The sequence below is a fragment of the Lentzea sp. NPDC036949 genome (assembly GCF_055608075.1).
In genome coordinates this window covers 392,825-418,326 of the sequence record NZ_JBVJRA010000005.1, presented here as the reverse complement: position 1 = coordinate 418,326, position 25,502 = coordinate 392,825, and the positions used below count along the sequence as shown (strand labels likewise).

The following is a 25,502-nucleotide window of genomic DNA, read 5'->3' as shown; positions in this document are numbered from 1 at the left end:
TTGATGGCCGCCTCCTTCGCACGGGAACGACGCCCAGGGTAGGCGCTGGTTCACGAGGTTGAGGAGACCTTCCAGGTCGTGAGCGCGCAAGCGACCGCGGTGACCACCAGCGCGCCCGCCGAGAGCACGCCGAACAACCCCCACGGCACGGCCACGACGCCACCCGTCCCACCGGCCACCCCGATCAACGCCCCCGCCGCCACCAGGGCACCGAGCAGCAGACCGACCACGGTGACCACGGTCGCCTCGATCAACGCGGCCGTGGTGACCTGCCGGCGGGTGAGGCCGGACAGGCGCAGGACCGCGAACTCGGCGCGGCGTTCGGCACCGGCGATGACCACGGCGTTGACGGCGGCGATGGCCGCGTACAGACCGGACAGTCCCATGAGGACGGCCATGATGACGAGGTTGCCGCCCTGCTGGGCCTTCGCGGCGGCACCGGCCCACTCGGCGACGGTGCGGACGGTGCCAAGGTCCCCGGCGGCGATGGCGGAGCGGACGGTGGCGGGGTCGGTGCCGGGGGTGAGGCGCAGGAACGTCTGCGTGGGGGAGGTGGCGAGCAGGTCCGCCGGGATTGCGTCGCGGGAGACCAGGAACTCCTCGCCCAGCGCCAGGGTCTCCGGCAGGCGTGCGACGAAGCGAAGGGTGGTCTCCTGGCCGTTGTGCCGCAGGGTGACCGTCTCACCGACCAGTCGGTCGCCCCACACCGCGGAACCGCCGGCGACCGTCAGGCCGGTCAGTGCGGCGAGGTCGCCGGAGCGGGGCTGGGTCACGTGGGTCTCCAGGTAGGTCACCGGGTCGACGGCGAACACGAGCTGGTCGTAGGTCTGCGGGCGGGGCGGGTCGTCGGGGGACTCGGCGCTCAGGGCCGTGATCGACACCGGGAGGAGGGTCTGCGGGGCGGCCACGGCGACGCCGGGGAGTGCGGCGAGGCGGGCGGACTGGGCGCCGGTCGAGTCGACGACCAGGTCGGCGCGGACGGACCGCTCCTGTTCGACGCCGGTGAGCTTCGCCAGCGACCCGAGGGAGCCGTCGATGCCCAGGACCAGCGCGACGAGGACGATCAGCGGTGCGGCGGTCGAGGCGCTGCGGCGGACGCCGTCGCGCAGGTTCGCCCGTACCAGCTCGGCGAGAGTGCTTCCGGGAAGGACGAACAGCCGGCCCACCAGGGGCACCAGCAGCGGGCTCAGCCTGCTCAGGGCGACTGAGCCGGTCATCGAGATCAGCAACGACATTCCGAGCGCCACCAGCAGGTCGCCGGAGCGGGTCAGCGCGATGAACCCGGCCGTGGCGGCAGCGCACAGCAGGCCGGTGACCCACCTTCCCGGCGTCATCACCCGTGCTGCGGAACCGGTGTCGCGCAAGGCGTCGAGCGGCTGGACCCGCGCGGCGCCGCGGGACGCCGACAGCACGCCGAGGACCGCCACGCCCACGCCGATCGGCACCGACGCGCCCAGCACCCACGGGCCGAACGGCGCCTCGAAGCCGTCGGGCAGGAAGCCGAAGCCGTGCAGCACGGCCGACTGCGCCAGCGTGGCGGGGAACGCGAGGACGACGCCGACCAGCGTGCCGAAGACGCCGAGGAACAATGCCTCGCACAGCAGCAGGCGGCGCAGCTGACGCCGGTTCGCTCCCAGCACGCTCAGCAGTGCGAGGTCGCGGCTGCGCTGGGCGACGGTGAACGCGAACGTCGACCCGACGATGAACACCGCGAGGAACGCGGCGAGCGGCACGGTCATCCCGAGCAGCGTGGCGGCGCCGACGTACCCCTCGTTGATCCGCAGCGCCTCCTCCTCGGTGACGCCCGGCGGCACCCAGCCGCGCCCGGTGGCGGCCATGACCAGCAGGGCCGCCTGCACGAGCGCGACGCCCAGCGCCACGGTCAGCACGGCGCCGACGAACAACGGCCAGCGTTCGCGCAACGTGCTCAGCGACAGGGTCAGCACGACTCCTCCAGGCGTGCCAGGCGTTCCGCCACCGCGTGGGTGGTGGGCCGGTCGAGCCGGTCGACCACCCGGCCGTCGGAGAGGAAGACGACCGAGTCGGCCGAGGCCGCGGCGGCGGGGTCGTGGGTGACCATGATGATCGTCTGACCGGCGGTGACGAGGTCCTTCAGCAGGCCCAGCACCGTGCGCGCGGACCGCGAGTCCAGTGCGCCGGTGGGTTCGTCGGCGAACAGCACGGCCGGGCGGGTGATCATCGCGCGGGCGATGGCGACGCGCTGCTGCTGACCGCCGGACAGCTCGCGCGGGCGGTGGTGCTGCCGGTCGGCGAGACCGACCCGGCCCAGCGTCTCCGCGACGTCCTGTGTGGACGCACGGGAGCCGGCGAGCTTCAACGGCAGCGCCACGTTCTGCGCGGCCGTCAGCGAGGCGACCAGGTTGAAGTGCTGGAAGACGAAGCCGATCGACCGGCGCCGCAACGTCGTCAGGTACGCCTCCGGTGCCCTGGTGATGTCGGCGCCGGTCAGCAGCACCTGGCCGGTCGTCACGCGGTCCAGGCCGGTGGCGCAGTGCAGCAGCGTCGACTTGCCCGACCCGGACGGCCCCATGACCGCCGTCCAGGTGCCGGGCGGGAAGCCGAGGCTGACCCCGTCGAGCGCGCGCACCGTGGCGGACTTGGTCCCGTACTGCTTGGTCACCGCGCGCAGCTCGACCGCGAACGGTGTGGTTCCCCCGTAGCTCACGGTGTCAAAGCCAACCGTGCGGAGCCGGGTGCCGGCACTACGTCCAGCGCCCGGATCGAGGTGGGGCTGGGCCTACCCTGGGCGCATGGGGGAGGGCGCGCCGGTGACGGTGCTCGACGCGGTGACCGGTCGCGGGTTCCTGCTGGGCGGCTGGCCGTGGCGGTCGCTGTGGTACCTGGTCACGAACCTGCCGGTGGCGTTGGTCGCGGGGGCACCGCTCGCGCTCGTCGTGCTGCTGTGGCAACCGATCGCGACCAAGGGGCCGAGTCCCGCCGCGGTGTTGTCGGCGGCGCTCGGCGTGCTGGCCGCGACCGTTGTCCCGGTGCTGGCGACGCAGCTCGCGAAGGTGGAACGGGCGCGGGTGCGGCTCGTCGACACCAGGCCGATCACGACCGGCGACCGCGCGGCGGGCCTGCACCGCTACGGCGAGGCGGCGACGTGGCGGGAGGTCGCCCACACGTGCCTGCTGGCGACGGTCGTGCCGGTGGTGTCCTCGGCCTTCTTCGTGCTGTTCCTGCTGGTGGTGGCGTTCGCGCTGATGCCGGCCCTGGTCGTGGACGGGCCGGTGGCCGTGCTGTTCTGGGAGGTCGGCACGGCCGCGGAGGCGTGGGCGTGCACCGCGGTCGGGCTGGCCGGGCTGGTGGCGCTCATCTACCTCGCGGCCGGGATCACCGGTGTGCAGGCCCAGCTGGCGCGGGAGCTGCTCGGCGGTCGCGGCGACCTGCGTGCCGAACTGGTCGAGGTGTCGGCCTCGCGGGCACGGCTGGTCGACGCGTTCGAGGCCGAGCGGCGCCGCATCGAACGCGACCTGCACGACGGCGCGCAGCAGCGGCTGGTCAGCCTCACGATCCAGCTCGGGCTGGCCCGCGTCGACCTGCCGGGCAACGAGAACGTCGCGGCGGCGCACGAGCAGGCCAAGGAGCTGATGGCGGAGCTGCGCGAGCTCATCCGCGACATCCACCCGCAGGTGCTCACCGACCACGGCCTGGCAGCCGCGCTGGACGACCTCGCCGACCGGATGCCGCTGCCCGTCACCGTCAGCGCGGACCTCACCCGCCTGCCCGCAGCCGTCGAGTCGGCGGCGTACTTCGTGGTGTCCGAAGCGCTCACGAACGTGGCCAAGCACGCGCAGACGACCGAGGCGCAAGTCCAGGCACGGCAGGAGGGGTCCGCGCTCGTCGTCGAGGTCGTCGACAACGGGCACGGCGGTGCCGACCCGGCCGGCGGCACCGGTCTGACCGGGCTGGCCGACCGGGTCGCGGTGGTGGGCGGGAGAATGCTGCTGTCCAGCCCGACCGGTGGCCCGACCCGACTGCGCGTGGAGATCCCGTGCCGATCCGAGTAGTCCTCGCCGAGGACGGCGTGCTGCTGCGCGAAGGGCTCACCGGTCTGCTGGGCCGGTTCGGGTTCGAGGTGGTGGCGGCGGTCGGGGACGCGGAGGCGCTGCGGGCCGCCGTGACCGAGCACGGCCCGGACCTGGTGCTGACCGACATCCGCATGCCGCCGGACTTCACCGACGAGGGACTGCGGGCCGCGCTCGCGTTGCGCCGCGACCACCCCGGGCTGCCGGTCGTGGTGCTCAGCCAGTACGTCGAGCACCGGCACGCCGCCGACCTCATCGACAGCGGCGATCGCGTCGGCTACCTGCTCAAGGACCGGGTGGCCGACGTCGAGGAGTTCGTCGCGAAGCTGCGGCACGTCGTCGCGGGCGGCACGGTCATCGACCCCGAGGTGGTGCGCGGACTCGTCCGGCGCTCCCCGCTCGCGACGCTGTCCGCCCGCGAGACCGAGGTGCTCGGGCTGCTCGCCGAAGGGCACTCCAACGCCGCCATCGCCCGCCGGCTCACGTTGTCGGACGCCGGGGTGGGCAAGCACGTCGGCAACATCCTCGCGAAGCTCGGCCTGCCGCCGGACGACGACGTCAACCGGCGGGTCATGGCCGTGCTGACCTACCTGCGCACCGTCAGGAGCGGATGACCGGCACGGGCAGGGCGCGCACGACGTCGTCGTCCGCGTCGGTGACGACCCCGGCGACCTCCTCCAGCGGCAGCACCGAGAACCGCGACGCCGCACCGATCTTCTCCGCGCTCGCCAGCACGTAGGTGTCCGCCGCCCGGTGGGCCAGCGCGCGTTTCATCGCCGCCTCGTCCGCGTCCCCGGTCGTCAGCCCTGCCTCCGGGTGCACACCGGTGACGCCCAGCAGGAACAGGTCGGCGTGCACGCCCTGGGCGGCCTCCACCGCGGCGGCGCCGCACGCGACCATCGAATGCTTGAACAGCCGGCCACCGATCACGTAGACGTCCACGTTCTCGTGGTGCTCCAACGCACTCGCGACCGTCGGGCTGTGCGTGACGACCGTGGCGCGCAAGTCCGACGGCAACGCGCGCACGACGGCCAGCGCGGTCGTGCCACCGTCGATGATCACGGTGCTGCCCGGTTCGACCAGCGCCGCTGCCGCCGCGGCGACCCGCTGCTTGCCGGGCACCGACACCTCCTGCCGCGCGGTGTAGTCGGCGACCGCGGGCGAGGCGGGCAACGCGCCGCCGTAGACGCGCTGGCACAGCCCGGCCGCCGCGAGGTCGCGCAGGTCGCGGCGGATCGTGTCCTCGGACAGGCCGACCTCCGCGGCGAGGTCCTTGGCGACGATCCGGCCGTCGGTGCGCAGGCGTTCGAGCAGCAGGTCACGGCGTTGAGCGGTAAGCATGCACGTTTCTCCTTGTTTTTGCCGAGTCTTGCACATTATGGTCGGGGCATGCTGATCCTGATCGCCGGCCCCTACCGCTCCGGCACCGGGGACGACCCGGACCTGATGGCGCGCAACCTCGAACGCCTGGAGGAGGCCGCATGGCCGATCTTCCGCAGCGGCCACGTGCCGATGATCGGTGAATGGGTGGCGCTGCCGGTGCTGCGCGGCGCGGGCGGCAGCTCCCCGGCCGATCCGGTGGCCGAGGGGATCATGTACCCGACGGCGCAGCGCCTGCTCGAGAAGTGCGACGCGGTGCTGCGGCTGCCCGGTGCGTCGACCGGCGCCGACCAGGACGTGCGGATCGCCAGGGAACGCGGTCTGCCGGTCTACCACCGGGTCGAGGACATCCCCGGCTACCGCGCGGCCTGACGTGCCGCGTTCAGACGCGGGCGGCGGCGACGAACTCGCGCATGCGGCCGTGGTCCTTGACCCCGCGGCTGGACTCGATGCCGCTGGACACGTCCACGCCCCACGGCCGTGCCACCGCGACCGCGTCGGCGACGGTCTCCGGCGACAGGCCGCCCGCCAGCACCCAGGTGCCCTCCGGGCGGCGGTCCGCGAGGCGGGTGACGTCCCACTGCTCGCCGGAGCCCGCGACCGGGGAGTCGATCAGCAGCAGCTGCTCGCCGAACGCGCCGGTGCGCACGTCCGTGTCCGGGCCCAGTGCGGTCGCCCGCACGAGCGTGAACGGGTGGCCGCTCAGCTCGTCGAACGACTCCTTCGGGTAGGCGCCGTGCAGCTGCAACGCGCGCACGCCGGTCCGCAGAGCCAGCTCACCCGCCTCGCCGGCGGGGATGCCGCGCACGACGGCCACGGTCAGCACGTGGTCCGGCACCGCGGCCACCAGACGGCGGGCCAGGTCCACGTCGATGCGGCGGGGGCTGGCGGTCAGCACGAACCCGACCGCGTCGGCCCCCGTCGCGACCGCGACGTCGACATCGGCTTCGGTGCGCAGACCGCAGAGCTTCACGAACACACCCCAATCCTATGCTCTCGCCCCCTGTTGCTCAGGCATCTGCAAGTACCACCAACTCGCCCCGCCACCGGCCGGACCACGGACGGCCGGCGGCGCTGTCAGTAGTGGAGAAGTGCCTGTTGATGTTGAGTTGGCGAGCTGCTCAGGGCGGCACACGTGACGCGGCTCGCGGTGTCGCGCGGCTAACAGTCACAAGCGCATGCGCTGTCCGGTCCTGGTTAATGGAACCAACGGGCAACGGAGGCCGTGATGACAGAAAAGCAAGTCGCCACATCGGTGTTGGTGATCGGAACCGGGGGCGCGGGGCTGCGCGCCGCCATCGAGCTCGCCGAACGCGGCGTGGACGTGACGGTCGTCGGGAAGCGGCCGAAGTCCGACGCGCACACCGCGCTCGCCGCGGGCGGCATCAACGCGGCGCTCGGCACGATGGACGAGGCCGACACCTGGCAGCAGCACGCAGCGGACACCGTCAAGGAGAGCTACCTGCTCGCGAACCCGGAGATCGTCCGGGTCGTCGCCGAGCAGGCCCCGCGCGGCATCGCCGACCTGGAACGCTGGGGCATGCCGTTCGCGCGCGAGGACGACGGGCGCATCTCGCAGCGGTTCTTCGGCGCGCACACGTTCCGGCGCACGTCGTTCGCCGGCGACTACACCGGGCTGGAGATCCAGCGCACGCTCGTCAACCGGGCCGCGCAGCTGGGCGTCCCCGTCCTCGACTCGTGTTATGTCACCCGCATCCTGGTGCGGGACAACGTGGTCTTCGGCGCCTACGGGTTCGACCTGACCGACGGCACGCGGTACGTCTTCCACGCCGACGTCGTGATCCTCGCCGCCGGTGGCCACACCCGCATCTGGCGGCGCACGTCGTCGCGCCGTGACGAGAACACCGGCGACTCGTTCCGGCTGGCCGTGCTCGCCGGCGGCCGCATCCGCGACCCCGAGCTCGTGCAGTTCCACCCGTCCGGCCTGCTGGAACCGGAGAACGCGGCCGGCACGCTGGTGTCCGAGGCGGCGCGCGGCGAGGGCGGAATCCTCACGAACGCGCTGGGCGAGCGGTTCATGGACCGCTACGACCCGGCCCGGAGGGAACTGTCCACCCGCGACCGGGTGGCGCTCGCCGCGTACACGGAGATCAAGGAGGGCCGCGGCACCCCGAACGGCGGTGTGTGGCTCGACGTGTCCCACCTGCCGCGCGAGCAGATCATGCGGCGCCTCCCGCGCGTCTACCAGACGTTGCTGGAGCTGCAGATGAAGGACATCACCCGCGAACCGGTCGAGATCGCGCCGACCGCCCACTACTCCATGGGCGGGGTGTGGGTGTCGCCGTCGGACCACTCGACCGGTGTGGACGGCCTGTTCGCCATCGGTGAGGCGTCGAGCGGTCTGCACGGCGCGAACCGGCTGGGTGGCAACTCGCTCATCGAGCTGCTGGTCTACGGCCGGATCGTCGGCGAGGCCGCCGCCGAGTACTCGGCTTCCCTGACGGCACAACACCGTTCGCACGCCGCACTGGCCGAGGCACGGGCCGAGGTGGACGCGCTGCTGGCCGCCGACGGCCCGGAGAACGTCCGCGCGCTGCAACGGTCGCTGCGCAACACGATGACCGAGCACGCGGGCGTGGTGCGCGACGAAGCCGGGCTGCGCAAGGGGTTGGCGGAGCTCGACGAGCTGGAGGCGCGCATCGAGCAGGTCGGCGTGCACCCGGACCTCGCCGGCCACCAGGACCTGGCGCACGCGTTCGACCTCAAGGCCTCGGCGCTGGCGGCCCGCGCGACCCTGGAGTGCGCGCTGGAACGCCGGGAGACCCGCGGCTGCCACAACCGGTCCGACCACCCGGAGCTCGACCCCGCGTTGCAGGTCAACCTGGTGTGGTCGGGGCCGGGACGGGTGGAGCGGGAGGAGATCCCGCCGGTGCCCGAGGAGATCGCGGCGCTGATGCGCGAGGTCGACACGGCGGGCAAGCTGGTGGAGTGACCGCCGCCGGGCGGGAGCGCGGGCTCCCGCCCGGTCCGGGCACGGCCACCTCGACGGCGAAAAGTGTGAAGAGGACGAAGAGGCTCGTTCCAGCGAGCACGGAACCGGTGGACGACCCCGAGACCCGTTCCACCGCGAGGGGCGCGACGGCCCTGGCGGGACACCGCCCCTGGCGCTCACGGCGGTGCGCGTGATCTTCTGCGTTCACCTGGTCGCCGAGCACAGGTGACCGGGAAAGGCGCCGGACGTGGTGGCAACACACTCCTGGCGGTGCGTACGTTGGGCGGCATTGCGACACTCGCGGTACCGGCATCCACCACTGGAGCACGCATTCGTAGCAGAGTGTGATCGCACCATCGGGCGGTACTTCCGGGCGCGGCGTACCGCTAGCCTGTACTGCGGTACACACTTAGACGGGGGTTCACGTATGGCGGGGACGCGACGCGTGGCCGAGCCCGCGGAGCCGACTCAGGCCGTCGGGAGGCGTGAGCGGCACAAGCGGGCCATGTACGAGCGGCTGTACACGGCGGCGCTCGACCTGTTCACCGAGCAGGGCTACGACGAGACCTCGATCGAGGACATCACCGAACGGGCCGATGTCGCGCGGGGCACCTTCTTCAACTACTTCGAGAAGAAGGAGGAGGTCATCGCCGCGTGGGGCACGCGGCGCAGGGAGACGCTGCGGGCGGAGCTCGGTGCCATCGCGGGCGGCGGCAACGACGTGCTGTCCTCGCTGGAGAACTGCATGCGCGCGCTCGCGCGGATCAACAAGCTGGAGTGGCGCACCACGCAGGTCATGCTCGCGGCCTGGGTGCGGTGCGGCCACCCCATCTTCGAGGAGCCGTACGCGACGCCGTTGTTCGCCGAGATCGTCAGCGCCGGCAAGGACGCGGGTGACGTGGGGGACCACGTCGACCCGATCCTCGTCGGCAACATGCTGCGGGACGTCTACCTGGGCACGCTCTACCGGTACGTCGGCCGCGGCAAGCAGCCGACGACGCTGGCGAACGAGCTCGTCACGACCCTGCGGGTGCTGATGCACGGCGTTCTGGTCAGGCCGGACCGCTAGCCAGCAGGCGGTCGGCGAGCGCGCCCACCTCCTCCGGCCCCAGCAGCAGGGCGGCGGGCACGGTCCGCCCGAACGCCTTCTTCAGGCGTGCGGCGAGCTGCGCGGCCATCAGGGAGTCGAGGCCCAGGTCGCGCAACGCCCGCCGGGTGTCCACCCGGTCCGGTGTCGTGCCCAGCACCGCCGCCACGTGCTCCAGCACCGCGTCCACCGTCTGCCCGGCCGGTTCGTCCGCGAGGGCCGGGACGGCAGGGACGGCCGGGACGACGGGGACGGTGGCGGCGACCGGGACCGGTTCCCGGGCCGGCTCGGGTCGCGGCCGCCGGGTGCGGGCCGTGCGCAGCAGGCCCGCCACACCGTTCACCAGCCCCGCGAACGGCCCGGCGGTGCCGGTGCGCACGGTGACGCCGCTCAGCTCGGCGAAGCACTCGTGCTCGGCGTCGAACAACCGCACGTCGACGACCGGCTTGCCACGCCGCTTGCGGGCGACCGCCCAGAACTCGCCGCTCGCCCGGCCGGTGACCCGCACCCGTTCGACGCCCAGCGGCACGACCGCGGTGCCCAGTGCCAGCAGCACGGCCTGCATGCCGGTCTCCAGCACCACCGGCCCCGCCGCCGTTCCCGGCGTGAACCTGGCGACCGCCGCGTCCTGCCCGCGCCACGCCTGCCGCAGCGTGCGGAACGGCCCCTCGAACTCGTACCCCTGCCGGGCGGCGAGGTCGCGGAAGTCGCTGTCGCGCACGTACTCCCGGCACCGCGCCAGCGCCCAGTCCAGCCCGGACGAGGCGACCGCGCCCCCGCGTTCCACCTCACCGCTCACGCACCGCACGCCCTCGTCGGTGTGCACGGTGAACGCCCGCACACCACCGCGTTCCGGCCGCACCGTGACCGTCAGGGACGGCAGCGCGTCGGGATCGACCGTGCACAGCTCGTGGAAGCGGATGTTGCGCAACGTGTGCGTGGTGCCGGTGCCGCGCACGACCGACAGCACGGCCTCGAACAGCACGGCCGCCGGCAGCGGTGTGAGACCGCGGAACCGCAGGCCCCGCAACGCCTCTGCCACGCCGAGGGAGGCCACGTCGACCTCGCGGACGACCTCGGTGTCGGCGGTGAACGACTCGAACCAGTACTCCTGGTGCTGCCACGGGTAGGCGGGCAGCGGCACGCACCGGCCGTCGCCCTGGCGGCTCGCCCAGTCGACCGGCACGCCCGCGACGTGCAGCGCGCCCAGCGCCGCCGTGACCGCGCGCAGCTCGGGCTCGTCGCGCAGCAGCGTCGGCACGCCCGTGCCGGTCCAGCCCGCCGCCTCCCCGATCTCCGCGACGGCGGTCAGCAGCACCGGGTGCGGGCTGACCTCCAGCACCACGGCGGTGCGGGCGTCGGCGAGCACCCGGCGCACGGTGTCGTTGAGCCGCACCGTGCGCCGCACGTTGTCCGCCCAGTACGCGGCGTCGAGCTCGCGCCTGCCGTGCTCCACGGTGGACCGGAAGTCGACCTGCGGTGCGTTCGGGCGCAGGTCCTCCAGTTGCTCGCGCAGCGCCGTCGCGACCTTGTCCATCAACGGCGAATGCGACGCCACGTCGACGTCGCGCACCGGCCGGCAGGCGATGCCGAACGCGTCCAGGTCCTCCGCCACACCCGCCATCAGCTCCGCGGGCCCGGCCAGCACGCACGTGCCGGGCGAGTTGTCCGCCGCCACGCACACCTCGCCGCGGTACCGGTCGACCAGGCCCTCCGCGCGTTCGGCTGACAGCTCGGCCCACAGCATCGCGCCGCTGCCCGCGGTCTCCTGCATCGCCGCGCTGCGCCGGCAGATCACCGCCGCCGCGGCGCGCACCGTGAGCGCGCCGGACACCTGGGCCGCGGCCACCTCGCCCATGCTGTGCCCCACCACGACGTCCGGTTCGACGCCCCACGACCGCCAGTGCGCTGCCAGCGCCACCTGCACCGCCCACAGCACGGGTTGCAGCACCGACAGCGCCTCCGGCCACGGCGCGTCGCCGAGCAGCACGTCCACGACCGACCAGCCGGCCTCCTCGCGCACGGCCGCGTCGCACTCCAGCAGCGCCTCCCGGAACGCGGGGGAGACCGCGTGCAGCTCCCGGCCCATGCCGCGCCACTGCGACCCCTGGCCGGGGAACAGGAACACGACCTTCGGCCGGTCGGCCGCCCGGCCCGCCACCGCGCCCTTCGCCTCGGCGCCCGCGAGGAACGCCCGCAGCCCGGCCAGCAGCTCGGCGGTGCTCACGCCGGAGACCGCGAGCCGGTGCTCGTGGTGGTCGCGCCGCACGGACGCGGTGTGGCAGACGTCCCGCACCGCGTCGGTCTCCCGCAGGTGCGCCAGGTGCGCCTGCGCGGACTCGCGCAACGCGGCCCCGCTCTTCGCGGACAGCGTGAGCACGCGGGGACGGCCGTCGGGTTCCGCCGCGGGCTCCCCCGGCGGTGGCGAGGTCAGCACCGCGTGCACGTTGGTGCCGGAGATGCCGAAGGAGCTGACGCCGACCACCGGGTGCTCGGCGGTCAGCGGCTGGTTGCGGGTGACGACCCGCATCGGGGCACCGGTGAGCTGCTCGGCCTGCACCTGCGCGTGCAGCGAGGCGGGCACGGTCCGGTGCTCGGCGACCAGCACGGCCTTGATCAGCCCGGCGATGCCCGCGGTGGCCTCGGTGTGGCCGATGTTGCTCTTCACCGACCCCAGCAGCAGCGGGTGCTCCCTACCGGTGCCCGCGACCTCGGCCAGCGCCGTCAGCTCGACCCGGTCGCCGACGCTCGTGCCGGTGCCGTGCGCCTCGATGTAGTCCACAGTGGACGGATCGAGGCCGGCGTCGCGGTACGCCGCCTGGAGCATCTCGACCTGACCGCGCACCGCCGGTTGCAGCAGCAGGCCGCTGCCCCTGCCGTCGTTGCTGATCGCGCTCCCGAGCAGCAGGGCACGCACCCGGTTGCCGTGCTCGACGGCGTCGGCGTGGCGTTCCAGCACGACCGCGCCGACGCCCTCGCTGCGCACGAAGCCGTTCGCGTTCACCGACCCGAACTTGCACCGGCCGTCGGGTGCGAGCATCGCGGCCTGCGAGTAGGCGATCGCGTCGTCGGGCAGCAGGATCACGTTGACCCCGGCCGCGACCGCGAGGTCGCACTCGCCCGCGAGCAGCGCCTGCCGGGCGTTGTGCACGGCCACCAGCGAGGACGAGCAGGCCGTGTCGACCGTGATCGACGGCCCGCGCAGGTCCAGCGCGTAGGACAGCCGGCCGGACGTCACCGCGCGCAGCTCACCGCCGGCCGCGTGGCGCACGTCGTGGTTGCCGGCACTGCGGCTGGCCTTGCCGTACTCGGCGGTCGCCTGCCCGACGAAGACGCCGACCCGGCGCCCGGCGAGCCCGGACGGCCGGATTCCGGCGTCCTCCAGGGCCTCCCAGGCGACCTCCAGCAGCAGGCGTTGCTGCGGGTCCATGGCGCGGGCCTCGCGCGGGGAGATGCCGAAGAACTCCGCGTCGAAACCGCGGACATCTGCGAGGAACCCGCCGTGGCGCGAGATCGTCCTACCCGGAGCGGGTTCCGGTGAGTAGTGGTCGTCGACGTCGAACCGGTCGCGCGGGATCTCGGTGATCGCGTCGGTGTTGCCGAGCAGCAGGTCCCAGAAGGCACCGACCGACCCGGCGCCGGGTAAGCGGCAGGCCATCCCGGCGACGGCGACCGCGCGGTCCCGTGCAGGGGCACCCGCCGATCCGGTCCGAGCACCGGGTCCGGTAGTGGTTCCCGAGGTGCTGGAGGCGTTGCGGCGTGTCAAGTTTCCCCCGAGTTGGGTTCAAAGTGGTTCCCAGTACAACTATGTACCCGGAGTCAAGTTTAGCCGCTGCGTCGCGCCTCCTGGTAGTGAAAGTACGCAATTGCCGGTGTACTCGGGCAATGCGGTGAAGCTCGGTCTCGCAGGATGGAACCGGGGCACCTACACTCAAACTAGGTCTTGCGTTCAAGTTTGTACTGACGTACTCACTGGTGCGGTCAACGCTTCGGCAGGGGGGATCGGCATGGCGCGCTTTGTCGTCGAGATGGTGTTCGGGCCGGAACACGAGCGGTTAGCCGGCGTTCGGCCCGCTCACCGGCGGTACTGGGAAGAGCTGGCGGGGCGCGGGGTCCTGCTGGGGGGTGGCCCGTACGCCGACGAGTCCGGTGGGTTGCTGCTGTGCGAGGCCGAGGACGACGTCACTGTCCGCCGTTTGGTGGCCGCCGATCCGTACGTTCGCGGAAAGTTGTTGCGCGGTATCAGGATTCGTGAATGGCGCGGGTTCCTCGACGGCCTTCCCGGTCCGTCCGGAAAGGAGGCGGAGCCGCAGCAATCGGGAATTCCTATGGCTTCCCGCCCATCCGGATCCTCGATGGGGAGCCGCGCGCTGACAGCGCACGAGCAGCGCATCGCCACGCTCATCGTGGACGGCCGGACCAACCGTGAGATCGCTTCCAGGTTCCGGGTGTCGGTCCGCGCGGTGGAGCTGCACATCACGAGCATCTACCGCAAGCTCGGGATCCACCGCAGGGCCCAGCTAGCCGGCGCGCTGGCCGCGTGATGGCAGACCTGGACGTCCGCAAGCTGCGGATGCTGCGCGAACTCGACGAGCGGGGCACCGTCGCCGCGGTGGCCCAGGCGTTGCACCTCACGCCGTCGGCCGTGTCCCAGCAGCTCGTGTCGCTGTCGAAGGAGGCGGGGGTCCGGCTGGTCGAGCCCGCGGGCCGCCGGGTGCGCCTCACCGACGCCGCCCGCGTGCTGCTCAGGCGCGCCAACGAGATCTTCGCCGAGCTGGAACGGGTGCAGGCCGACCTCGCGGCCTACTCGGAGGGCTCGGTGGCCGAGGTGCGGGTCGCGGGGTTCGCGGCCACGTTGTCCGGGCTCGTGCTGCCCGCGGTGCGCGAGCTGCGCGACACCCTGCCCGGGGTGGTGGTGCGGCTGGTGGAGTCCGATCCGCCGCACTCGTTCGACCAGCTGGTGCGCGGGGACGTCGACGTCGTGCTGAGCGTGGAGTCCAAGGAGAGCCCGGCGGCGACCGACCGGCGGTTCCACCGGCTCGCGCTGTTCGCCGAGCGGTTCGACGTGGCGCTGCCGGTGGGCCACCCGCTGGCGGACGCGCCGGTGGTGCGGCTGGCGGACCTGTCCGGCGAGGCGTGGATCTTCCCCACCCCCGGCACGTGCCGCGACATCTCGTTCGCCGCGTGCGTCACCGCCGGGTTCACGCCGGAGATCGTGCACGAGATCGCCGACTGGGACACGACGCTGGGCGCGGTGGGACTCGGGCTGGGCCTCGCTCTGGTGCCCCGGCTGATCACCGCTGCACCGCCCGAGGACGTGGTGATCAGGGTGCTCGACGCGGAACAACCCACCCGGCACGTGTTCGCGGCCGTGCGACGGGGAAGTGAAGAAGCACCGCACCTCGCGGCGGTGCTCAGGGCACTCGGTGCGGCGGCGGCGCTCGCGACCGTGCAGCGCTGCTGATCGTTCGTTCGAGAACAGGAGGAACGGTGGTCGTATGACCGTGCGATCGAGGAACAGGGATTTCTGATCGGGTGACCGGCGGGCCCGGCGGTGACACGTGCGCTCACCGCTGGGCCGGCGGTGGTGGGACGGTAGGACGTCTGTGCGCGCAGCCGTTGTCGCGTGACTGACGGTCTCGGCGCGGTCCTGCTCCGGCTCAGCCGCGCGGCACCAGCGCCGAGGCCTCCGGCCGGAACGGGAAGAACTCCTCCACCCCGGCCCGGACGACGACGCACGTCGACTCCGGCACCTCCAGCCACGCCCCGCGCAGGTCGCCCAGCGGTTCGGACACGATCAGCCGCGACCCGTCCGCGAGGTCGTGCAACGCCGGGTTGTCCGGGTACTGGTCGCGCAACGTCGACAGGTCCGCGCTGTGGAAGAGGCTGCGCGACCTGCCGCGGCTGGAGTAGCGGAACGCCCACGTGGTCGTGCCGTCCGTGGTCGCGACCGTCATCTGGACCGGGAACTCGACCCCGTTGCGGTGGCCGACGTCCTCGACGAACGCCACCATCCGCGCCACCGCGCCCGTCGGGTCCTGCTCCAGGCCGAACCCGACGGCCAGGTAGAACATGACCTCCGAGTCCGTGGACCCCTCGATCAGCGGGTACAGCTCCGGCGTCACGGCCAGCGCGAGCTCGCGGCGCACCAGCGGGAACTTCGCGATGAGCCCGTTGTGCATCCACAGCCAGTTCTTGTACCGGAACGGGTGACAGTTCGTGCGCTGCACCGCGGCCCCCGTCGACGCCCGGACGTGCGCGAACACCCGGTCCGCGGTGATCTGCGCCGCCAGCTCGCGCAGGTTGCGGTCGTTCCACGCCGGCTCGGTGCTGAGGAACAGCCCCGGCGTGCCGGTGACCGCGCCGTACCAGCCGATGCCGAACCCGTCGCCGTTCACCGCCGTCGCGCCGAGCCGGGCGTGCTTGCTCTGCATGACGAGCGAGTTCTCCGGCCGGTAGAGGATGTCCTCCAGCAACACCGGTGAACCGGAGTAGGCGAGCCACCGGCACATGTCGACCTCCTGTCGTTCCGCCGCACATGGGACCACGGCGCCGGGTGCCGGTGCGAGGTTTGCCCCGGCGTGCCCGCGTCGGGCACGATGGTTTTCGGCCCCCGACCAAAGGTGCGTACGTGACGCCTCCTCACCTGCCCTCCCGCGGGCACTTCGAGACGGTCGAGACGATGGCGCCCTTCGAGCCCGTCGCCCAGCTCCCGCCGCTCGCCCCGCTGGACCAGCGCGAGGACCGCACCGAGCCCGCCGGCCACATCGCCGTCATCGGCCCGATCGCCGCCGTGGTGCTGGCGTTGACGATCTGCACGCTGGTCCTCGACCACCCCGGTGCCCGCGCCGTGGCCGCCGTGCTGGCCACGCTCGGGCTCATCACCGCCGTCGTGGTGCTGCTGATGGCGAAGCGGCCGGAACCGGGGCGGCACGTGGCCCGCCACGCACGGGAACACCAGGACTGACCGGGCCGCTCGGCACGGCACGCGCCGGGACTGGCGGCCCCGCCAGCACCCCTGACGCCCCCTGTCAGCGCAGCGTCGCAAGTCCCGCCCGTGCGAACTTCTCGTCCAGATCACCGCTGGGCGCCCCGCCGACCCCGATGCCCGCGACCGGCGTGCCGTCCACGGCCACCGGCACCCCGCCGCCCAGGAACAGCGTCCCCGGGATGTCCCGCAGCGTCGCGCCCTGCCCGGTCACGCGACCGGCGAGCTCCGAGGTCGGCGCGCCGAACGACACCGCGGTGAACGCCTTGCGCCGCGCTGACTCCTCGGTCTGCGGGCCGGCGCCGTCGCCCGCGAGCAGCACGACCAGGTCGCCGCCGCGGTCGACGACGGCGACCGTGACCCGCTGGTTCTCCTTCTCGGCCGCGTCGAGGGTGGCCTGGGCGGCGCGGACGGCGGCGTCGATGGTCAGCACCTTCTCGGTGCGGGTCGTGGTGCGCTGGTCGGCGGCCGCGTAGCCGCCGCCGACGGTCAGCACGACGAGGGTGGCGACTGCGATCTTCTTGATGTCCATGTGCTCCACGATCGCGAACGGGAGCAGCGGGAACCTGGTGGTGACGGTTGAACCGGCGTTCAACCCATCGGTTGACCCGCGCACCGGCACCGCTCGCCTACAGTCGCCGACGTGTGGCTGCACCGGGCGATGCACGCGGGCTTCTACGTGCTGTTGACGGCGTCGGCGGCGCGGTACGCGACGTACCACGGCGCCGGCGTGCTGGTGCTCGGCCTGACCGCGGCGCTGGGGCTCGCGTACCCGGCGGGGGTGCGGTGGACGCGGGCGTTGCCGGTCGTGCTCGCGGTGTGGCTGGTGCTCGTGTGGGTCGCGCCGAGCTTCGGGTGGTGCGCGATCCCGCTGTTCTTCCAGTGCCTGCGGCAGCTGCGGCCGCGGGTCGCGCTGCCGATCGCGGGCGTGCTGACGTGCGCGGTGGTGCTGGCGCAGATCCGGCTGGCGGCGGCGTTCGACCTCAGCCTCGTGCTCGGGCCGATCGGGGTGGCGGTGCTGACGGCGGCGGTGTTCTTCGACCGGGCGCGGCTGCTGCGCGAGGCGGGGGCGCTGCAGGAACGCCAGCGGGTCGCCCGCGAGATCCACGACACGCTGGCGCAGGGGTTCTCCAGCATCACCCTGCTGCTGGAGCTGGGAGAGCACGACCGCGCGGCCACCGTCGCCAGGGACAGCCTCGCCGAGGCGCGCCGGTTCGTCCGCGACCTCGCGCCGATCCGCGGCACGCTGGTCGACGCGCTGCACCGGCTGTGCCCGCACGTCGAGGTCGACGGCGAGCCGTACCCGTTGAGCGTGCAGACCGAGGTGGCGCTGCTGCGGGTCGCGCAGGGCGCCGTGGCCAACGCCGCCGAGCACGCCCGTGCCGCGCGGGTGGCGATCACGCTGTCGTACCTGGGGGACGCGGTGACGCTGGACGTGGTGGACGACGGCCGCGGGTTCGACCCGGCCGCGGTCGTGCCGGTGGAGGGCCGCGGCTACGGCCTGGCCTCGATCCGCGGGCGCATCACCGAGCTGGGTGGCACGGTGTCCGTGGAGAGCGCGCCGGGGGAGGGAACCGCCGTGGCCGTGACGGTGCCGACGCCGTGAGGGTGCTGGTGGTCGACGACCACCCGGTGGTCCGGTTCGGACTGGTCGGACTGCTGTCGCGCGACTTCGAGGTGGTGGAGGCGCCGACCGGTGAACGCGCCGTCGAGCTGGCGTCCACTGTGGAGGTCGTGCTGATGGACCTCCAGCTGGGCAAGGGCATCGACGGTGTCGAGGCCACCACGAGAATTCGCGCGCTGCCGTCGCCGCCGCAGGTCGTGGTGCTCACGACGTACGACTCGGACGCCGACATCGTGCGCGCGGTCGAGGCCGGCGCGATCGGCTACCTGCTCAAGGACTGCGCGCCAGAGGACCTCGCCGCCGCCGTGCGCACCGCGGCGAGCGGCCAGACCGTGCTGTCGCCCGACATCGCGCAACGGCTGCTGAGCCAGGTCCGCCGTCCGGCGCCGAAGCTCAGCCGCCGTGAGGTGCAGATCCTGGAGCACCTGGCCAAGGGCCTGTCGAACCGGGAGATCGCCAGGGCGTTGTTCATCAGCGAGGCCACCGTGAAGACCCACCTGGTGCGGATCTTCGACAAGCTCGGCGTGGAGACGCGCACGGCGGCCGTGACGACCGCCGTGGAACGCAAACTGATCCGCCTCTAACCCCCTGTTTGCCCAGGCATCTGCCAGAAGCAGGGGGTCAGAGTGCGGGTGGGGTGGTGGCGGTGAGGCGCGGGTCGGGTTTGCCGCCGGACATCGCGAGCATGCCCCTCATCACCTTGAACAGCTTCGCGAGCCCGCGCGGTGAGCGCCGGTCGATGCCGCTGATCACCTGTTTGAGGACGGTCAGCTGGTCGAAGTAGACGCGTTCGGTGACCAGGTTCTCGTCCTCGTCGAACACGAAGTACGCCGTCATGCGCGTGCGGTGCCTCCCGCCCGTCGGCGGGATCTTGCCCAGCGGCCCGAGGTGCGTGCCCAGCAGCCAGAACTCGACGATCACCGCGTCGTGGCTGTGCCGCAACGCGATCAGCTCGTGGTCCTGGTCGGGGAACGCCGTGCGCGTGTCGGCGTAGTACCGCCGCACGTCCTCGTCGCCGTCGTGCACGACCATCTGCGCGATGAGCTCGTAGTGCGGGTGCGGGAACGTCGAGAGGGTCGCGTCCCAGTCGTGCACCACCTCGTCGTGGAAGTGGTCGAGCACGAGCTTCTCGCGCGCCTTCAGGACCTCTTCACCGGGCATGTCGAACCGCGATCGCATGTCTCTCCTTCATTTACCCACGGTGTGGGTTAAAGTAGGTCCACGGCGTGGGTTCGAGCAAGGGGTGGTGGGCATGACCCGTCGGGGCAGGCCGCCCAAGGGCGCCGCCGTGCTGTCGCGCGCGGCGGTCGTGGCGGCGACGTTGCAGGTCCTGGACGCGGAGGGGACGGCGGCCGTGGGCATGCGGTCGGTCGCGCGCGTCCTCGGGGTCGACCCGAAGAGCCTCTACAACCACGTGGCCGGCAAGGACGACCTCCTCGACGCGGTCGCCGAGCACCTGCTGGCCGGTCTCGCACTGCCCGCACGCACCGGCGACCCCCGCCACGACCTGCACGCCATCGCCGACAGCTTCCGCACGCGGGCCCTGGAGCACCCGCAGGCCGCGCCCCTCGTGCTGACCCGCCAGCTCGGCTCGCTGGAGGGCCTCGCCCCGGTCGACGCGGTGCTGACCGTGCTGCTCGACGCAGGCGCACCGGCCGCGGAGGCCGTCCACCTGCTGCGGATGCTGCTCGCGACGCTGGTCGGCACCCTGCTGCGCGAGGTGGCAGCGGCCCCCGCGTTCGGCGACCCGGACGGCTCCCGCGCGGAGGTGCTCGCCGGCTCCGGTCTGCCCGCCGTGGCGGCGCTCGCCCCGCAGCTCGCGCGGTTCGACCGGCGCGCCGAGTTCGACTACGGCGTGATGCTCGCCGTCACGGCCGTGCTCGACCGCATCGCCGATCTTCGACAGGCGAGTTGATCAGAACAGCAGCAGACTCCTGCGCGTGAACTCTCGACGCTGGCCGGTGGTGGCGGTCTCAGGTTTCGTGGTGGCGGCGGTCGTCTACGTGCTCGCCGTGCTGACCAGAGCCGGTCAGACCATCGAGAACGCCGCCCTGCGCGGCGCCGACCAGGACGACGTGTCCGAAACGGACGCCGCCTGGCAGGCGCTGGGGGACATCACCGTCTACTCGCTCGCGGCGGCCGTCGTGGCCGTGGCGCTCGTCGGGGTCCTGCGCAAGCGCTGGGACCTGGCCGTCGCCGCCGTCGGGGTGATCGTCGCCGGGCAGGCCGTGGTGCAGGTGCTCAAGCGGTTCGTGCTGCCGAGGCCGGCGCTGGTGCAGGTCACCGGCGACTACGCGCACAACAGCCTGCCCAGCGGGCACACGACGATCGCCATGACGGTGCTGTTCGCGGCGGTGATCGTGGTGCCGTACCGGTGGCGGGGCGTGATGCTGTTCTTCGTCCTGCCGTGGGCGGTCGGCATCGGGCAGTACACGCTGGTCGCGAAGTGGCACCGGCTCAGCGACACGCTGGCCGCGGACGCGATCGCGCTGGCGGTCGCGGCGCTGGCGTCCTGGTGGCTCGCCCGCAGGGGAGCACTCGAACGGTATGAGGGGCCCAGCAAGAAACCACGTGTGGTGCTGATCGTGTTCTGGGCGCTGGGCGGCCTGGTGTCGCTCGTGCTCGGCGTGTTCCTGTGGGCGGTGCCGCTGGCCAGGGAGGGGCTCGGCGCGGACGAGTGGGTGATCTACCTGGGCGCGGGGTCGCTCGCGTCGGCCGGGTCGGTCGCGGCGGCGCTCGCGTTCCTGGCCTGCTGGCGGCGCGTCTGCTGACCGCCGGGCAACCAGTTGATCTCCAGCGCGTCCTGGTGGGCGAGGGGTTACGTGGAAAGGGGACAATGCGTTGGGAGTCAACCGTCGGGTAGCGCTGGCGTTGGGGGCGGGGGCCGCACTGGCCGTCGCGGTGCCCGCGCAGGCGCAGGCCTCACCGATCACCGGCCGGCTGCGGGACCTGGAACGGCAGCACGGTGCCCGGCTGGGCGTCTTCGCGAGCGACACGGGAACCGGCAGGACGGTCCTGCACCGGTCGAACGAGCGCTTCCCGATCTGCTCGGTGTTCAAGACGCTCGTCGCGGGGGCGGTGCTGCGGCGCGACCAGGACGGCGCGCTGCTCGGGAAGGTCGTCCGCTACACCTCCGCGGAGGTCGAGAAGTCCGGCTACGGGCCCATCACCGGCAAGCCGGAGAACCTCGCGAACGGCATGACCGTCAGGGCCCTGTGCGAGGCCACCATCACCTACAGCGACAACGCCGCGGCCAACCTCCTGCTGCGCGAGCTGGGCGGCCCGAGCGCCGTCACCCGGTTCTGCCGTTCGATCGGCGACCCGGTCACGCGCCTGGACCGCTGGGAGCCCGAGCTCAACTCCGCCGAACCGTGGCAGGAGCTCGACACGACCTCGCCGCGGGCGATCGGCCAGTCCTACGCCCGCCTGACCGTCGGCCACGCGCTCGAACGGCCGGACGCCCGCCAGCTGACCGACTGGCTGCTCGCCAACACCACCGGCGCCAACCGCATCCGCGCCGGCCTGCCCGGTGAGTGGCGGCTCGGCGACAAGACCGGCACCGGCAGCTACGGCACCACCAACGACGTCGGCATCGCCTGGCCGCCCGGCCGCGCGCCGATCGTGATCGCCGTGCTGGTCACCAAGCCGGAGGACCCGAAGGCCGGGGCGGACGAGCCGCTGGTGGCCCAGGTGGCGGGACTGGTCGCGGACGCGTTCAGCTGATCGGCGACGTTTCGGTGCAGCCGGGGTGGCGCGGAGCCGTTCGTTCCGCGCCACCCCGCTGCTCAGAGTGCTGCTCAGAGTGCTGCTCAGAGGGCTGATCGGCCGCTGGTCCGGTCCGACCGCATCCGCTACGGTCCAACATGAATCTCGTTCATGTTCGGCAAAGGCGGCGGCGATGCGGCGATCGGTTCTCCTGGCTGTGCTGTTCCTGTTCTCCTCCCTGGTCACGCCCGTGCGGGCGGAGTCGTTCGACGGCACCGAGCTGCGCGTCTCCGGCGGGGTCCTGCGCGACGAGCACGGCCGCGAGGTGGTGCTGCGCGGCTTCAACGTCTCCGGCACGGCCAAGCTCGCCGAGCACCGCGGCCTGCCGTTCGCCACCACCGCGGACGCGCGCCGGTCCGCCGAGCTGATGAAGCGGCTGACCGGGGCGAACGCCGTGCGGTTCCTGCTCACCTGGGCGTGGGTCGAACCGCAGCGCGGCCGGATCGACCACGGCTACCTGCAGCGGATGACCGAGCAGCTGCGCGCGTTCACCGGCCAGGGCCTCCGGGTCTACCTCGACTTCCACCAGGACCTGTACTCGCGGTACCTGTTCAACCCCGGCAGCTGGTACACCGGCGACGGCGCACCGGCGTGGGCCGCGAGCGGGTACCCGCAGGAGTCGTGCGGCCTCTGCTTCCACTGGGGGCAGAACATGAAGAACAACACCGCGGTCACCGCAGCCACCCACGACTTCTGGCACAACCGCAACGGTGTGCAGGACTCGTTCATCGCAGCCGCGGGCGAGGCGTTGCGACACGTGCGGGAAGCGTTGCCCGCCGCCGAGTTCAAGCTCGTCGCCGGCGTCGACCCGCTCAACGAGCCGTACGCCGGCCGGTACGACCAGGGCCAGACCTCGCAGACGTGGGAGCGTGACCTCCTGATGCCGTTCTACCGCCGGTTCCGCGCGGAGATGGACGCCGAGGGCTGGGCGCACAAGGCCGCGTTCGTCGAACCGCTCGTGTTCTGGAACCAGAACGTCGACTTCTTCGCCGAACCCGGCGGTCTCACGCTCGTGCCCGCCCTCGGTGAGCGGTTCGTGTTCAACTCGCACTTCTACGACGGCAAAGCGCAGTCCGGCGTCCTCATGCCCGGCAAGGCGTCGGACGGTCAGTACGTTTCGGCGTTCAACACCATCCGCTCCCGCGCGCAGGCTCTCGGCACCACGGCCATCGTGTCGGAGTTCGGGCACCCGGTCGCCGGCTTCACCTCCGACAAGAACGCCTCGGTGCTCAAGGCGATGTACCAGGCCCTCGACTCGACCGCGGCGGGCGCGCAGTGGTGGTCGGCGCCGCGCGGCACCGTGGTCTCGGGCAGCCAGTGGCACTGGGACACCGGCTACGACCGCCACCACGAGCTGATGAACGACAACCCGGACAAGGTCAAGACCGAGGGCGACGCCATGAACGACGAGCACTTCTCGGCGATCAGACTCGACGCGGCCGGCACCCCGGTGTTCACCGTCGACCGCGCGGTCGTGGACCGCGTCTACCCGCAGGCCGTCGCGGGCACCACGCTCGCGTTCACCTACGAGGACCGCGTGCACCAAACCTGGCAGCAGATCCCGTTGCCCGCCGTGCGCGCGCTGGTCGGCTCGGCGCCGTTCGCGGTCCTGGTCTGGGACTCGACCGGCGGCCCCGCACCGACGGAGGTGCACCTGCCGGAGTCGCTGCGCTCGCCGCTCGTGGTCAGCTCCGCGAACGCCGCGGTGAACGGGGACGAGCTGCTCCTCACCGGCGGCCCCGGACGGCAGTTCGCACTGGTCACGGCCCCGTCGGCGGGCAACGCGGCCGCAGCGGAGGCCGAGCTCCGCCAGTGGCACGTAAGCTGGTGACGTGCGGACACGGCCCACGCTGACCTGGTCGCCTTCGGGCCCTCCGTTGCCGCGCACCTCCGACCTGACCGAGGTCGTGGGTCTCGTCGAACGCGGCGGGGTCCTGGTGCTCAGCGGCGCGGGCCTGTCGACCGAGTCCGGCATCCCCGACTACCGCGGCGAGGGCGGCTCCCTGCGCCGGCACACCCCGATGACCTACGAGGAGTTCACCACCAGCGCCGCGGGCCGCCAGCGCTACTGGGCGCGCAGCCACGTCGGCTGGCGCACCATCGCCCGCGCCCACCCCAACGCGGGCCACCACGCCGTGACCCGGCTGGACGAGCGGCTGTCCGGCGTGATCACCCAGAACGTCGACGGCCTGCACCAGGCGGCGGGCACCCGCGACGTCGTCGAGCTGCACGGCGGCCTGGACCGGGTGGTCTGCCTGGGCTGCGGCCTGCTGTCGCCGCGCGCCGAGCTCGACCGGCGGCTGCGCGAGGCGAACCCGGACTTCGCCGCCACCACGACCGAGATCAACCCCGACGGCGACGTGTTCCTGCCCGAGGAGCAGGTGCGCGGCTTCGCGGTCGTCGACTGCCCGGCGTGCGGCGGTGTGCTCAAACCGGACGTCGTGTTCTTCGGCGAGAACGTCCCGCGCCCGCGCGTCGAGCAGTGCTACGACCTCGTCGCCGGCGCGAAGTCGCTGCTGGTGCTGGGTTCCTCGCTGACCGTGATGTCGGGCCTGCGGTTCGTCCGCCGCGCAGCCGAGGCCGGGCTGCCGGTCGCGATCATCAACCGCGGCGAGACCCGCGGCGACCGGTACGCCACCGTGCGGGTAGACCTGCCGCTGGGCTCAGCGCTCACCGAGCTCGCCGACGCGGTGGAGCGCCTAGCCCTGTGACCGGAAGCGGTCGAGCACCCGGCGTTCGCGCTTCGTCGGCCGCCCGGCACCGCGTTCGCGCTGTGCCACCACCGGCACGTCCTTCGGCGGAGGCGGTGTGCGGTCGATGAAGCACGTCGAGGCATCCGCGGCACCGACCCGTTTCTGGATCACCCGCACGACCTCGACGATCTTCGTCCGGTCGCCCACGCGGGCCCGCACCTCGTCACCGGGCACGACGACCGTGGAGGGCTTGGCCGGCTTGTCGTTGATGCGCACGTGCCCGCCACGGCACGCGGCGGCGGCGTCGGGACGGGTCTTCGTCAGCCGGACCGCCCACAGCCAGCGGTCGATGCGCGTGGACTCCACCCCGCCATCATGGCATCCCGGCCGATCCGATGTGCACGGTCCGCTCCCCGCCCGCCGGCCGGGAGGTCAGGACCGGACGGCCGCCGCCTGTGAGTCCACAGTGGACTGAAGTCCGAACATCCGTGCCAGACCGGAGATCTCCAGCACCTTCAGCACCTGCGGCGAGGCTTCCGAGATCCGCAGTCCGCCGGCCGCCGAGGACGCCCGCGCGTGCCCGCGGACGAGGGCGCTCACCCCGCTGGAGTCGCAGAACTCGACGCCGCCGAGGTCCAGCACCAGCCGCCGGTGACCCTGGTCGAGGAGCCGGTCGAGCCGGGACAGCAGGCGTTCCGCGCCGTTCTTGTCGAGCACTCCGGCCACCGTGAGCAGCGTGGAGACGCCGGACGACGCCGTGGTCGTGACAGAGAGCATTCTTGTGGGTACCCCGTGCTGCGGGCTCCGAATCCCCATTCACCGGAAAGATTCCAGGCCGCCCGGCGTGGCTGTCGGAAGATCCTTTCGAAAAAAATCATTCCGACCGCCTCGTATCCGCTGCGTGACGACGTTTTGGGTTTCCTCGAAAGCTTCGACGGTGTTTTCCACCGTCTGGAGACTGGC

Annotated in this window: 25 protein-coding genes; 15 read left to right on the top strand and 10 right to left on the bottom strand. The window is 72.5% G+C overall.

Translation table 11 applies throughout. The annotated features are described in order from the left end of the window. Positions 1-50 precede the first annotated feature (50 nt). Entirely contained in the window at positions 51-1,946 is a 1,896-nt protein-coding gene (locus tag ACZ7CD_RS17495) for an FtsX-like permease family protein (protein WP_470379234.1), read from the bottom strand. Then, complete coding sequence (locus ACZ7CD_RS17490; protein WP_470379233.1) at positions 1,940-2,686, bottom strand: ABC transporter ATP-binding protein; 747 nt, start codon at positions 2,684-2,686, stop codon at positions 1,940-1,942. The genes ACZ7CD_RS17495 and ACZ7CD_RS17490 overlap by 7 nt, the downstream gene beginning before the upstream one ends. An 85-nt stretch (positions 2,687-2,771) precedes the next feature. On the opposite strand from ACZ7CD_RS17490, the gene ACZ7CD_RS17485 reads away from it, so the two are divergent. Then, complete coding sequence (locus tag ACZ7CD_RS17485; protein WP_470379232.1) at positions 2,772-4,031, top strand: sensor histidine kinase; 1,260 nt, start codon at positions 2,772-2,774, stop codon at positions 4,029-4,031. Next, positions 4,022-4,663 (top strand): response regulator transcription factor, encoded by a 642-nt coding sequence (locus ACZ7CD_RS17480; protein ID WP_360401789.1) that lies wholly within the window; start codon positions 4,022-4,024, stop codon positions 4,661-4,663. Before ACZ7CD_RS17485 ends, ACZ7CD_RS17480 begins: the two co-directional genes overlap by 10 nt. Here the strand turns inward: ACZ7CD_RS17480 and ACZ7CD_RS17475 are convergent. After that, positions 4,650-5,390 (bottom strand): DeoR/GlpR family DNA-binding transcription regulator, encoded by a 741-nt coding sequence (locus ACZ7CD_RS17475; RefSeq protein WP_470379231.1) that lies wholly within the window; start codon positions 5,388-5,390, stop codon positions 4,650-4,652. The genes ACZ7CD_RS17480 and ACZ7CD_RS17475 overlap by 14 nt on opposite strands. A 48-nt stretch (positions 5,391-5,438) precedes the next feature. Between ACZ7CD_RS17475 and ACZ7CD_RS17470 the strand changes: the two genes are divergently transcribed. Then, complete coding sequence (locus ACZ7CD_RS17470; RefSeq protein ID WP_458433461.1) at positions 5,439-5,801, top strand: DUF4406 domain-containing protein; 363 nt, start codon at positions 5,439-5,441, stop codon at positions 5,799-5,801. Positions 5,802-5,811: 10 nt separating this feature from the next. On the opposite strand, the gene ACZ7CD_RS17465 is transcribed toward ACZ7CD_RS17470, so the two are convergent. Next, a complete protein-coding gene (locus tag ACZ7CD_RS17465) occupies positions 5,812-6,408 on the bottom strand; it encodes a phosphoribosylanthranilate isomerase (RefSeq protein WP_470379230.1) in 597 nt (198 codons plus the stop codon). A gap of 282 nt (positions 6,409-6,690) precedes the next feature. Between ACZ7CD_RS17465 and ACZ7CD_RS17460 the strand changes: the two genes are divergently transcribed. Then, complete coding sequence (locus ACZ7CD_RS17460; protein ID WP_360401765.1) at positions 6,691-8,382, top strand: L-aspartate oxidase; 1,692 nt, start codon at positions 6,691-6,693, stop codon at positions 8,380-8,382. Between the two features lie 445 nt (positions 8,383-8,827). After that, the gene (locus ACZ7CD_RS17455) at positions 8,828-9,451 is read left to right on the top strand and encodes a TetR/AcrR family transcriptional regulator (RefSeq protein ID WP_360401768.1); all 624 of its coding nucleotides are present in this window, start codon (positions 8,828-8,830) and stop codon (positions 9,449-9,451) included. On the opposite strand, the gene ACZ7CD_RS17450 is transcribed toward ACZ7CD_RS17455, so the two are convergent. Then, entirely contained in the window at positions 9,435-13,235 is a 3,801-nt protein-coding gene (locus tag ACZ7CD_RS17450) for a type I polyketide synthase (RefSeq protein WP_470379229.1), read from the bottom strand. The two genes, ACZ7CD_RS17455 and ACZ7CD_RS17450, sit on opposite strands and share 17 nt — an antisense overlap. Before the next feature lie 241 nt (positions 13,236-13,476). Here ACZ7CD_RS17450 and ACZ7CD_RS17445 point away from each other — a divergent pair, with 241 nt between their 5' ends. After that, complete coding sequence (locus tag ACZ7CD_RS17445; RefSeq protein WP_360401774.1) at positions 13,477-14,013, top strand: LuxR C-terminal-related transcriptional regulator; 537 nt, start codon at positions 13,477-13,479, stop codon at positions 14,011-14,013. Continuing rightward, entirely contained in the window at positions 14,013-14,933 is a 921-nt protein-coding gene (locus ACZ7CD_RS17440; RefSeq protein WP_360401792.1) for a LysR family transcriptional regulator, read from the top strand. The genes ACZ7CD_RS17445 and ACZ7CD_RS17440 overlap by 1 nt, the downstream gene beginning before the upstream one ends. A 196-nt stretch (positions 14,934-15,129) precedes the next feature. On the opposite strand, the gene ACZ7CD_RS17435 is transcribed toward ACZ7CD_RS17440, so the two are convergent. Further along, positions 15,130-15,981: a class II glutamine amidotransferase gene (locus ACZ7CD_RS17435; RefSeq protein ID WP_360401777.1), complete on the bottom strand. Its 852-nt coding sequence runs from the start codon at positions 15,979-15,981 to the stop codon at positions 15,130-15,132. Between the two features lie 119 nt (positions 15,982-16,100). On the opposite strand from ACZ7CD_RS17435, the gene ACZ7CD_RS17430 reads away from it, so the two are divergent. Continuing rightward, complete coding sequence (locus tag ACZ7CD_RS17430; RefSeq protein ID WP_360401780.1) at positions 16,101-16,436, top strand: hypothetical protein; 336 nt, start codon at positions 16,101-16,103, stop codon at positions 16,434-16,436. A gap of 64 nt (positions 16,437-16,500) precedes the next feature. Here ACZ7CD_RS17430 and ACZ7CD_RS17425 read toward each other — a convergent pair whose 3' ends face one another. After that, a complete protein-coding gene (locus ACZ7CD_RS17425; RefSeq protein WP_470368689.1) occupies positions 16,501-16,989 on the bottom strand; it encodes a GlcG/HbpS family heme-binding protein in 489 nt (162 codons plus the stop codon). 111 nt (positions 16,990-17,100) lie between these two features. On the opposite strand from ACZ7CD_RS17425, the gene ACZ7CD_RS17420 reads away from it, so the two are divergent. After that, positions 17,101-18,063 (top strand): sensor histidine kinase, encoded by a 963-nt coding sequence (locus ACZ7CD_RS17420; protein ID WP_360402168.1) that lies wholly within the window; start codon positions 17,101-17,103, stop codon positions 18,061-18,063. Beyond that, positions 18,060-18,665: a response regulator gene (locus ACZ7CD_RS17415; RefSeq protein ID WP_458433457.1), complete on the top strand. Its 606-nt coding sequence runs from the start codon at positions 18,060-18,062 to the stop codon at positions 18,663-18,665. The genes ACZ7CD_RS17420 and ACZ7CD_RS17415 overlap by 4 nt, the downstream gene beginning before the upstream one ends. Before the next feature lie 37 nt (positions 18,666-18,702). Here ACZ7CD_RS17415 and ACZ7CD_RS17410 read toward each other — a convergent pair whose 3' ends face one another. Next, positions 18,703-19,260, bottom strand: coding sequence for an ester cyclase (locus ACZ7CD_RS17410; RefSeq protein WP_470373251.1), 558 nt, complete (start codon positions 19,258-19,260; stop codon positions 18,703-18,705). 73 nt (positions 19,261-19,333) lie between these two features. Here ACZ7CD_RS17410 and ACZ7CD_RS17405 point away from each other — a divergent pair, with 73 nt between their 5' ends. The 5 genes from ACZ7CD_RS17405 (at position 19,334) to ACZ7CD_RS17385 (ending at position 24,557) form a co-directional block, all read left to right on the top strand. Continuing rightward, positions 19,334-19,996, top strand: a complete 663-nt coding sequence (locus ACZ7CD_RS17405; protein WP_360402159.1) for a TetR/AcrR family transcriptional regulator — start codon at positions 19,334-19,336, stop codon at positions 19,994-19,996. Positions 19,997-20,021: 25 nt separating this feature from the next. Continuing rightward, a complete protein-coding gene (locus ACZ7CD_RS17400; RefSeq protein WP_360402156.1) occupies positions 20,022-20,852 on the top strand; it encodes a phosphatase PAP2 family protein in 831 nt (276 codons plus the stop codon). Positions 20,853-20,946: 94 nt separating this feature from the next. Beyond that, on the top strand, positions 20,947-21,804 hold the full coding sequence (gene bla, locus ACZ7CD_RS17395) for a class A beta-lactamase (protein WP_470368894.1): 858 nt from the start codon (positions 20,947-20,949) through the stop codon (positions 21,802-21,804). 175 nt (positions 21,805-21,979) lie between these two features. Further along, positions 21,980-23,677 (top strand): cellulase family glycosylhydrolase, encoded by a 1,698-nt coding sequence (locus ACZ7CD_RS17390; RefSeq protein WP_470379228.1) that lies wholly within the window; start codon positions 21,980-21,982, stop codon positions 23,675-23,677. Between the two features lies 1 nt (position 23,678). Next, entirely contained in the window at positions 23,679-24,557 is an 879-nt protein-coding gene (locus ACZ7CD_RS17385; RefSeq protein ID WP_458433453.1) for an NAD-dependent protein deacetylase, read from the top strand. Here ACZ7CD_RS17385 and ACZ7CD_RS17380 read toward each other — a convergent pair. Beyond that, complete coding sequence (locus ACZ7CD_RS17380; RefSeq protein ID WP_458433452.1) at positions 24,546-24,905, bottom strand: RNA-binding S4 domain-containing protein; 360 nt, start codon at positions 24,903-24,905, stop codon at positions 24,546-24,548. The genes ACZ7CD_RS17385 and ACZ7CD_RS17380 overlap by 12 nt on opposite strands. A 66-nt stretch (positions 24,906-24,971) precedes the next feature. After that, entirely contained in the window at positions 24,972-25,316 is a 345-nt protein-coding gene (locus tag ACZ7CD_RS17375; RefSeq protein ID WP_470368684.1) for an STAS domain-containing protein, read from the bottom strand. Positions 25,317-25,502: the final 186 nt, after the last annotated feature.

Coding starts and splice junctions, on each gene's coding strand:
- ACZ7CD_RS17485 (WP_470379232.1), top strand. CDS start 2,772: ATGGGGGAGGGCGCGCCGGTGACGGTGCTCGACGCGGTGACCGGTCGC.
- ACZ7CD_RS17475 (WP_470379231.1), bottom strand. CDS start 5,390: ATGCTTACCGCTCAACGCCGTGACCTGCTGCTCGAACGCCTGCGCACC.
- ACZ7CD_RS17470 (WP_458433461.1), top strand. CDS start 5,439: ATGCTGATCCTGATCGCCGGCCCCTACCGCTCCGGCACCGGGGACGAC.
- ACZ7CD_RS17445 (WP_360401774.1), top strand. CDS start 13,477: ATGGCGCGCTTTGTCGTCGAGATGGTGTTCGGGCCGGAACACGAGCGG.
- ACZ7CD_RS17440 (WP_360401792.1), top strand. CDS start 14,013: ATGGCAGACCTGGACGTCCGCAAGCTGCGGATGCTGCGCGAACTCGAC.
- ACZ7CD_RS17435 (WP_360401777.1), bottom strand. CDS start 15,981: ATGTGCCGGTGGCTCGCCTACTCCGGTTCACCGGTGTTGCTGGAGGAC.
- ACZ7CD_RS17425 (WP_470368689.1), bottom strand. CDS start 16,989: ATGGACATCAAGAAGATCGCAGTCGCCACCCTCGTCGTGCTGACCGTC.
- ACZ7CD_RS17410 (WP_470373251.1), bottom strand. CDS start 19,260: ATGCGATCGCGGTTCGACATGCCCGGTGAAGAGGTCCTGAAGGCGCGC.
- ACZ7CD_RS17405 (WP_360402159.1), top strand. CDS start 19,334: ATGACCCGTCGGGGCAGGCCGCCCAAGGGCGCCGCCGTGCTGTCGCGC.
- ACZ7CD_RS17390 (WP_470379228.1), top strand. CDS start 21,980: ATGCGGCGATCGGTTCTCCTGGCTGTGCTGTTCCTGTTCTCCTCCCTG.
- ACZ7CD_RS17375 (WP_470368684.1), bottom strand. CDS start 25,316: ATGCTCTCTGTCACGACCACGGCGTCGTCCGGCGTCTCCACGCTGCTC.